General features: G+C 33.4%; 6 protein-coding genes and 1 pseudogene. 1 reads left to right on the plus strand and 6 read right to left on the minus strand.

The genetic code is table 11. The annotated features are described in order from the left end of the window. Positions 1-166: 166 nt before the first annotated feature. The 6 genes from H2O64_RS23760 to H2O64_RS23785 all read right to left on the minus strand — a co-directional run bounded on the left by H2O64_RS23760 (position 167) and on the right by H2O64_RS23785 (position 6,723). Positions 167-1,720 (minus strand): delta-60 repeat domain-containing protein, encoded by a 1,554-nt coding sequence (locus H2O64_RS23760; protein WP_187564745.1) that lies wholly within the window; start codon positions 1,718-1,720, stop codon positions 167-169. 269 nt (positions 1,721-1,989) lie between these two features. Next, a complete protein-coding gene (locus tag H2O64_RS23765; RefSeq protein ID WP_187564746.1) occupies positions 1,990-2,664 on the minus strand; it encodes an ABC transporter ATP-binding protein in 675 nt (224 codons plus the stop codon). A 1-nt stretch (position 2,665) separates the two neighbouring features. Then, on the minus strand, positions 2,666-3,928 hold the full coding sequence (locus H2O64_RS23770; RefSeq protein WP_187564747.1) for an ABC transporter permease: 1,263 nt from the start codon (positions 3,926-3,928) through the stop codon (positions 2,666-2,668). Beyond that, on the minus strand, positions 3,925-5,007 hold the full coding sequence (locus H2O64_RS23775; protein WP_187564748.1) for an efflux RND transporter periplasmic adaptor subunit: 1,083 nt from the start codon (positions 5,005-5,007) through the stop codon (positions 3,925-3,927). The genes H2O64_RS23770 and H2O64_RS23775 overlap by 4 nt, the downstream gene beginning before the upstream one ends. A 2-nt stretch (positions 5,008-5,009) precedes the next feature. Then, positions 5,010-6,095, minus strand: a complete 1,086-nt coding sequence (locus H2O64_RS23780; protein ID WP_187564749.1) for a site-2 protease family protein — start codon at positions 6,093-6,095, stop codon at positions 5,010-5,012. Positions 6,096-6,108: 13 nt separating this feature from the next. Beyond that, positions 6,109-6,723 (minus strand): WG repeat-containing protein, encoded by a 615-nt coding sequence (locus tag H2O64_RS23785; protein WP_187564750.1) that lies wholly within the window; start codon positions 6,721-6,723, stop codon positions 6,109-6,111. Between the two features lie 463 nt (positions 6,724-7,186). On the opposite strand from H2O64_RS23785, the pseudogene H2O64_RS23790 reads away from it, so the two are divergent. After that, a pseudogene (locus tag H2O64_RS23790) lies at positions 7,187-9,704 on the plus strand (hypothetical protein); the annotation flags it as partial.

Raw genomic sequence — 9,704 nt, forward strand, 5'->3', positions numbered from 1 at the left:
GAGGTAAAAGACTTAACTGATCTTGACAATAGGTCTTAAAAATAACTTTTCTGCTCATTCTTAAAGTTAAGAATTACTTCAAAAAATTGCAAAAAAAAAGACTGCCTTTTCAGACAGCCTCTTTCTAGTGGGCATTTTTTTTAAAAATCTATCGTAAAGAAAAAATTTATTCTTTAATAAACTTAAGGCTGCTTTTAAAACCTTCTATGTTTAGGAAATATAAACTATTACTTAACATTGATACATCGATCATGAAATCTTGTCCAATGGAATTGTTTAGCGTTCCTTTTTTGACAATTCTACCTGTTATATCAGCAATTGAATAGTTTTTGTTTTGCATCGCAAGATCAATTCCGCCAATGAATACTTCATTTTTTGAAGGATTAGGATACAACGTTAGTAAATCTGTAGCTTCTACCTCATTGGTAGATAATACAGAAGGATTAGCATATTTTAATAGAATAGAGTTTTCTAAATTTCTTCCACTGATGTAAACATCACTAAAATCAGGAGATGAAAATAAGTTAACTAGCGTATTCTTATCCGCAGCAGTAGTTGGGTGGCTGATATCATGCAAAATATAGCCAACACTGTTAAATGTAGTATCGAGCGTTCCATCTGCTAAAAATCTTGCAAGTATGATGTGTGGATACGCATTTGTTTGATTCAAATCAGAAGTTTTTCCAGCTAATATCATTTTCCCATCTGGCTGAATTAAAACCTTTGAGAAATCAGCTTTTGTATCTGCATCAATATTGAGGTCAATTGTTAGTATTCCATTCGTTCCAAATGTGTAGTCTACATTTCCAGAAGAATCCCATCTGTTTATTTTATTAATTGGATTTGCACCAGCACTAATACTTGCTGCTACTCCAGTTACCATGTATATATCGTTGTTATCAATTGTAACGCTACATTTTACATTAGAAGTTGAAGAATACGGACTCATTCTTACGAGAGAATTAGACACTCCATCTTCGACAATTATAATTCCAGCTCTATATCCTGATACATTTGTACCTGATCCGCTGTAAAATCTTGCTCTTCCAGAAACAATCATTTTTCCATTTGGCATGACATCCAAATCAGAAATAAAATCATCTGTTGGTAAACCCGCAGAAGAATTACTAAAGTTTATTCCTAAATTACTCGCACGGTAATTAGCTGAGGGATCATCGGTTCCATCAAAATTATATTTTCTCAGGTATAAGTCATTGTAATTACCATACGCTGTACTGCTATTTCCCGCAAGTAGAATTTTATTATCTAATGACATTCTTGGTACGATTGTTCCTTGTACGTCATCTAAGTTGATAGTTACATATCCTTCTCCATTACTTCCTAAAGTAGTATCAACAGAACCATCAAAGTTGTAACGTGCCATATAATACGTACTGTATAATGATTTTGAGAAAACAGTAATTTTATTATCAGTAACCATTTCTAGTAAATCATAATGATAAACACCTGGATCTGCTAACGCAATAGCGCCTGATACTCCAAAAGTTGAATCAAAACTACCATTTTGATCTAATCTACGTAAGTCATTAGACTGTTTATACAATATTTTTCCATCTGCCTGTAAAACATGATGAAATGAAATGTTATTTTGGTTAATTAAGACATATCCATTGGCTCCGAAAGTACCATCTAAAGTACCATCTTGAGCTAACATAAAGTGTGCAAATAAAATAAAAATTAAAAAAGTAATTTTCCGCATATCAAATAGTTTATTTATTTACAAACATAGCGCTATCGTAAGAAAACTTCCTTATGAAGGTTCTCTGTATTTATATATTACGACTGATTTAAGGGTGCAAAAATTAAATAGTTACTTTTTTCGGGAAACTTGAAGTTTAAAAAGCAATATTTAGAATTGTATAAACGTATTTTGTTTGGCAATAACGATCAAGTTATAGATTGAATTTTTAAGGGAAATTGACCAAAAAAAACGCTAAGTCGTTAATTTTTGTTGCGCGTTCAAATCATTTATGTGATGATTTTACCATCGCCCATTTGGATAATCCGATCGGTTTTATTTGCAAAATCTTCATCATGAGTAACCACCAAAAGCGACAAACCTTCTTCACTACTTAACTGTTTGAAAATATTGAATACATTCTCGGCATTATAGCTATCTAAGTTCCCCGTAGGTTCATCACCCATAATAATAGAAGGATTATTTATTAAGGCTCTTGCAATAGCAATCCGTTGTTTTTCGCCACCAGAAACTTGCAACGCTCGCTTTTTTGCCAAATGATCTATGTTGAGCATTTTCAGCTTTTGCATGGCATCATGTTCTATTTCTTGAGCTGATTTTTCAGCTAGTTTCCTCGCGGGAAGCATCACATTTTCCAATACTGTAAATTCAGAGAGTAAATAATGAAACTGAAATACAAAACCAATGTGTTTGTTGCGCAAATAGGATAAATGCTGTCTGTCTTGACCTGTAATAAGTTCATTATTTAGGAATAATTCACCTTCATAATCTGTATCCATGGTTGAAAGAATATAGAGCAAGGTCGATTTTCCACATCCCGATTTCCCCATGATGGAAGCAAATTCACCTTTTTTAATCGTAAAATTAATGTCCTTTAATACATGAAAAAGTACCGGTTTTTTAAAGTATTTATTGATATGTTTTGCTTCTAATACCGTATGCATGTTATTGTCCTCTTATAATTTTAACTGGATCTATTTTTTTAGCTTTTTTTGAAGGTAAATATCCTGCCAAGAACGTAGAAAGCATCGCGAATGTAAACCCGATAATGAAAAAGTAAGGATTCATATTTATGGGATAGGTTTCTACTGTTGGCAATGCTTCTGTTTGAAACGGAATTGTCCCAATTAAATTCGCCAATCCAAAACCAATGAGCAATCCTAGAACGCCTCCAACAAAACCAATAATCATTGCCTGACTCATAAAAATGAGTTGTACATCCTTGCCCGAAAAACCAGTTGCTTTTAGAATGGCGATATCGTTCATTTTTTCGTAAATAAGCATGTTTAATATGTTGTAAATCCCAAATCCGGCAACAATCAACAAAGTGATGGAAACCGCATACGTTATAAGATTTCGTATGGTCGTTCCAGTTTCAAACTGAGCATTGGCGGTTTTGATATCTATTGCGGTAAGTTTAAATTGTTTTTCAATTTGTTTAGACAACGGAATTGATTTTTCAATATCATATAATTTTACATTAATATCCGTGATATAGTTTTGTGCTTTCCCTAAAATGCGTTGTACGGTTTTAATGTTTGCAAAGCTTTGTATGGCATCTAAATCAGCAATACCACTTTGGTAAAATCCAACAATTTTTAATGGAAATATTCCGCCGTTTATAGGACTTATTTGCACCCGATCTCCTACTTTTAGTGACATTTTTTTGGCGATACCAATTCCTAATAAAATTCCATTGTCCGTATTGTGAAGCGCTTTCGCGGAACCTTCAACAATATAATCTGCCATATTAAAGAATTTTGCTTCATCCAACGGATTTATTCCAGTGAGGTTTCCTCCAATTTCTATAGAGCCAGCGATGTAGAATATTTGTGTTTTTATCTGCGGAAGTGCGCCATAAACGTTTTCATTTGCTTCTAAATGTTTGATGATAGGTAACGCGTTATGAATTTTTTTCTGACTTAATTTCGGTTTGATAGAATGTACAACGTTAAAACTTTCGCTTAGGTCATCATATAAAGAAATAGGTTGCTTTGCCGATGGTTCAATTTCATTATAAATATGCACATGCGGTGTTTGATTTAATATAAGATTGTCTAACATATTATTTAAACCCGTCATAAAACAGACCAATGTAATGTAGGAGCCAATCCCAAAAGTTACGCCAAGTGCAGCTGTTGAGGTTTGCTTAATTTTGGTGAGCAAATGGGTTTTAGCAATGCTTAATATAACTTTCCAGTTGGTCATTGTTTCGGTTTATAGATGTATGTATCTTCAGTAATCCCTGATAATACTTCCGTGTAATCCATATTTTGCAAGCCAGTTGTAATGGTAATTAAACCTTCATCTGTTTTCACTTTAGTATCATCAATGATGTATGATTTTGGGATGGTAAGTACATTGTCTTTTTTTGCGATAATAATGTTTGCTTCGCCCGAAAGTCCAGGATACAAAACCTTCGGAGCATTTTCAAAAACAGCTTCTACTTTAAAAGTTTGGTTGCGTTCATCTTTTTGAGGATAGATTTTTGATATTTTTCCTTTAAAAATTTCGCCATTGTAAGCATCTAAATTGATGACAATTTCTTGATCTAAAAACAAACGAACAATATCTACTTCATCAACTAGCATTTCAATAATAAAACTAGAAGCACTTCCTATGGAGGCTAATGGTTCTACGGCATTTATAATTTCGCCTGGTTCTTTATAAATGGCATATACTTTTCCGTTAATTTTACTTTTAATTGTAAAATCTTTCGTTGCTATTAACGACGAGCGATAGCTATTTTTTGCCTGCTTTACCGCGGTCAATAATTCGTTTTTGGTTCTGTTATATTTACTCCGAAGCACTTCTAAATTATTCAATGCCAATTCATAATTCAATTTTTGAGTATCATATTGTACTTTTGAACCTATATTTTGTTCCCATAGATTTTTCTGCCTAAAATAATTAATCGAGTCGTTTTTATATTTTAATGTTGCCGAAGCAATTTCTTCTTCAATACTGCCTAAAATAGCGGCGCTTCCATTATAATTTTCTTGTGCTAAATCTAAAGTAAACTTTGCGTTTTGAGCATTGAGTTTTGGTGTGTTATTTATAATTTGAAAAAGCACATCATCTTTAGAAACGACCGCGCCTTCTTCCACTAAATTGCTATCTAAGATTCCAGCAACAATGGCATACACTTCGTATAAACTATCGGGTTGAATCGTCACCGAAGCATATACCGATTCTGTTAGACTTTTTTGTTCAGGCAGTATTTTATCCTGCTGTTGAGAACAAGATATAATGCAAAAAGCGACACTAAGGAATTTGAGTAATTTCATGTTCAATATGACAATTTAGCTTGTAAGCGGATATATTCATTTAAGTTTGTATAATCAATTGCACCGACCAAATTTCCTTGATCAATGACTGGGAAAAATGTTTTTACATTACTGTGAATAAGGTTGTATACTTTTTTTAGATCATCTGACGGTTTCACTGCTTTATAATTAGCATTCATGATGTCGCTAACCTTTATGTTTTTGTTTGAATTATTTATGATGTCTTCATGATACAACAGTCCTTTAACGGATTGATTTTCAACAACCACAAAGTTATTTTCGGTTCCTGAGATAATTTTTTCAACGACCAAACGTATAGAATCATCTGGTTTAAACGTTGTAATATTTGTGAGCATAGCTTCTTCAACATTATGTCCTTTGAGTAGCGCTAATTGCTGCACGATATGGTTTTCTCCATACGCGCCTAAAAAAACAAAGAGCGCAATAAATATTAGAAAAGGATTGTATAATAAACCAACTAATAAAAATATAACAGCAATAAATTGACCGATGCTTGCTGCAATTTGTGTGGCTTTAACACGATTCATTTTCATGGCTAATAATGCTCTTAAAATACGTCCGCCATCCATTGGAAATGCAGGAATGATATTGAAAACAGCCAACCCGATATTTACTATATATAAATAAAATAGAAAGTTTTTCAGTGTATATTTACTTAACTCATTGAATGCTTCACTAAAATTTAGATCTGTAAATTCTTGAACAGGAATAATAAAATAAAGTAAAACTGCAATGACCACATTTACCAATGGTCCTGCAATGGTGATTAAAAGTTCTTGTTTTGGAGATTCTGGAATTTTATCTAAACTCGCTACGCCGCCAATAGGCAACAATGTTATTTTTCTGGTCTTCACACCAAAACGTTTTGCTGTTAAAGCATGTCCTAATTCATGCAATACCACACAAACAAAAACGGCCAAAATAAAAGCGACATTAAATAACACACTGTCCGTTGTGCCACCGCGTTTTAATTCATCAAAAACAATCCAAATAATTAAAAAGAAAAACGTCCAATGCACGTTAATTTTAATACCCGATATACTTCCTAAACTCAAGTTTGCTTTCATATAAAAAAGTATTTTACAGGTTAATTTTTAAAAGTGTCCATTTCTTATTTTCATTAAAAATAGCATACAGATTTTCAGAAATCTGCTTTGATGTGAAATGTGGTGGCTTGGTGAGGAATTTTTTATCCAAAGCAATATTCACACCATCTTTCGTTAGGTATTTTTTTATATTTCCATCAATATCTATCAGTACTTCGTAGTATTGATAATGAACTACATCTTTATTAAACACTCTGTTTTTACCAACAATCTGTTTCTCTAATTCTAATACAAGCGCAACTTCAGTATTAAAATTCATTGCATTCAAAAATTGAGGTTCAATAACAGTTTTCCCTGTTTTGTCTATATACCCAAAATATAAAATCCCTTCCTTTTCTTTTTCGATTAAACATCTATCATTTTTAAAAACAGGATAGTTTTCATCATTAATTTTTGTGGTAACTAAATCGTTTCTAAAGTTTACAACAATAGTTCCCTTTTCATCTACAAAAGCCCATTGACCATCTTTCTGAATAGCTACTAAATCATCATGAAATGGGGAAATATAATCAAGATTTTCAAGAGATTGTGTATATACGAAAACGGGAATCAACACGGTTATTAGAAGTAATAATATCGCTTTTTTCATGATTTCTTCATTTTAAGATTCATACTTCAAAAATAGAATTGAATGCAGTCATATAAAATGATATCGGTCATATAAAGAAGAAAAAACTGGACAAAAGCGAAGAGAACTAAGCTGTTAATTTTAAAAACTTTAAAATAAAAACAGCCGCTCAGAATTACAGTAAACTTTGCAAAAACAGAAACTTATAATGGTTAATATATTTGATTCTCAAAATTTTAAAAAGAAGATAAAAGTTGTTATAAATAAAAAAAAGCGTTGATGGTTTATGAAAACACACTAAAAGTGACACCATATTTTACTTAATATCTCCCATTTTTTGTTATTTTTACCCACAAACAAAATATAAGTCTTATAAGAAATGTCACTTATTCTCTTCTATTTGTTTAGCTCCCCCTTGTAAATTATAGACTTCCAACTTTTTAGTGAAGGATAATTAATAGCTAATATATTTAAGCCATAAAAATTGAAAAAGAAATTCCTATTTATTTTATTAATCGTATTAAGTTTCAATGCAGTTTCTCAAACTGTTTGTAATGTTTCCTTTGTATATGGAGATGCAGGTGATAATAGATTTTCAAATGTATTTTTTGATGAACAGAACAATACTTTCTATGCCTCAGGGCGTTCAAATGGACGTGCTTCTTTCAATAGAATTGATGCACAAGGCACAATGCTGTGGACTAAAGAATATCAAGGCATAAGCGCCACATTCACGAAAATAGTTAAAGCTCCAAACGGCGATTTTTTGCTTTTTGCGAATCCAAACGAAAATTTTCTTGTAGTACGAGTCGATTCACTCGGAAATATAATCTGGTCTCGAACATACAGTTCAGGTAGAGAGCGACAAGGAAAACTGATTGCTTCTATAAATGACACTTACATTATTGCCGGATGGTTTTCTCCCGGAGGAAGCCAAGATGATGCCCTTGTTACAAGAATTGATGGCACAGGAAACATTATTTGGTCAAAACGATATAGCAATCATGATGATCAATTAGGTGGTATCACTTCTAATGGAAATGGAGGTGTTGTAATGACTGGAGGTTTACATATTGGAGGAGGAGATTTGAATTTTTTCGTTGCCGAAATAGACGTGGATGGAAATGCTGTAAACATGAAAGAATTCGATCTGTCAATCAGAGACGATTATCCCGATATAATTCGAACCTCTGATGGCGGATACTTAGTAAGTGGAGCTACCGTTATAGGAGATTGGCATGTGTTCACCATGAAATTAAATCCAGATTTATCTATCAATTGGGTAAAACGTTTCTTAAACAATAGACCTTCCAACGCAATTTTGAGTCTTACAGAAGACATAAATAACAACTTCCATATTGCTACCAGAACGAACAATATTGCCACAAACACACCAATAATAGTAAGTTACGATGCATTAGGAAACTTGTTGCAATCCAAAAGTTTTAATGGTCTCCCTTGGATTCGAGCCAATGCAACTGCTGGAATTGCCGGATTACACTTATGGGCAACACCTACTGCTGCTTCTTTGGGACAATTTGGAAGTAATGACGGATTCTTAGAATTTACAGACTTATCTATTGATTCTTGCAATGCGTTTGACTATCCAATTACAGAAGCCGTTGATACGTGGACTACATTTAACTGGACTCCGACAATTACTAACTTTACGCTAGGAGTTACGATAAACAATTTTACGGCTATAGACAATTCATACATGTCAAATATTATATGTGGAATTGCATCTAGTATTGAACTTGGAAATGATGTAACACTCTGTGTAAATGAAATGATTACACTTGATGCTACAGTCAATGCAACCGCAACTTACGTTTGGTATCAAGATAGCGTCGAATTAGTTGGACAAACAAATCCAACCTTAGATGTGACGACATCAGGCGTATACGAAGTTGATGTTATAGTTTCACCAGATTGTACAATAAATGATAGTATTACCATACAATTTACAAATGGTCCTGTGGCTAATCAACCAACTGATTTAGTAGCTTGTGATTTAGATGGGAATGGAGTTGAAACTTTTGATTTATCATTGCAAATTCCGCAAATATTAGACACTCAAAACCCTGCTGATTTCAATATTACATTTCATGCCAATCAAACGGATGCTAACGATGATCTGAATCCATTACCAACAATGTATAATGGAGCTGATTCGGAAACAATCTTTGTGCGAATCGAAAGTTCACAAGTTGGTAGTAATTGTCATTCGACAACGATGTTTCAATTATTTTTTAATGCTTTGCCTGTGGCAAATCAGCCAAGCAATATCGTAACCTGTGATTTGGATAACAACGGATTTGAAATCTTTGACTTGTCTACGCAAGAAGCAACAATACTCGGAACCCAAAATGCGGCAGATTTCAACATTACCTTTCATAATTTACTAACCGATGCTGTCAATGACATAAATCCAGTAGCAACGATGTATAACGGAACAAACGGAGAAACAATCTTTGTGCGAATTGAAAGTACAGAGGCTGGAAACACTTGTTTTAACACAATTTCTTTTGATTTATTGTTTGATAACCCTCCGATTGTGACCACGCCAACGGACTTAAATGTTTGTGATGAAACGCCTTTTGATGGAATTACACAAATTGACTTAAATGTAAAATCAGCTGAAATCATTGGAACACTCACGGGTGTATCTGTTCAATACTATACAAGTCAGGCTGATGCAGCTAGCAACACAAATCCACTTGCTAGTCCATATACAAATACAAGCACTCCAGAAACCATATATGTTAGAGTTGAAAATGGTACCACAGGTTGTTTTAGTGTGACGAACTTTGATATCATTGTGAGTGAAGCACCAGGCGTTTTCCCAACTACACCCTTAGAATACTGTGATACGGACAATGACGGTTTCGGAATCTTTAACATCCGTAGTACAGAAAATCAAATTACTGGCGGAATGCTAATGGACATTGCTGTTACCTACCACGAAACTCCAGAAGATGCTGACAATGATGTAAATCCAC

Origin of the sequence: Kordia aestuariivivens, from assembly GCF_014397005.1 — a bacterium.
Classification (GTDB): Bacteria; Bacteroidota; Bacteroidia; order Flavobacteriales; family Flavobacteriaceae; genus Kordia; species Kordia aestuariivivens.

Coding starts and splice junctions, on each gene's coding strand:
- H2O64_RS23770 (WP_187564747.1), bottom strand. CDS start 3,928: ATGACCAACTGGAAAGTTATATTAAGCATTGCTAAAACCCATTTGCTC.
- H2O64_RS23785 (WP_187564750.1), bottom strand. CDS start 6,723: ATGAAAAAAGCGATATTATTACTTCTAATAACCGTGTTGATTCCCGTT.
- H2O64_RS23765 (WP_187564746.1), bottom strand. CDS start 2,664: ATGCATACGGTATTAGAAGCAAAACATATCAATAAATACTTTAAAAAA.
- H2O64_RS23760 (WP_187564745.1), bottom strand. CDS start 1,720: ATGCGGAAAATTACTTTTTTAATTTTTATTTTATTTGCACACTTTATG.
- H2O64_RS23780 (WP_187564749.1), bottom strand. CDS start 6,095: ATGAAAGCAAACTTGAGTTTAGGAAGTATATCGGGTATTAAAATTAAC.
- H2O64_RS23775 (WP_187564748.1), bottom strand. CDS start 5,007: ATGAAATTACTCAAATTCCTTAGTGTCGCTTTTTGCATTATATCTTGT.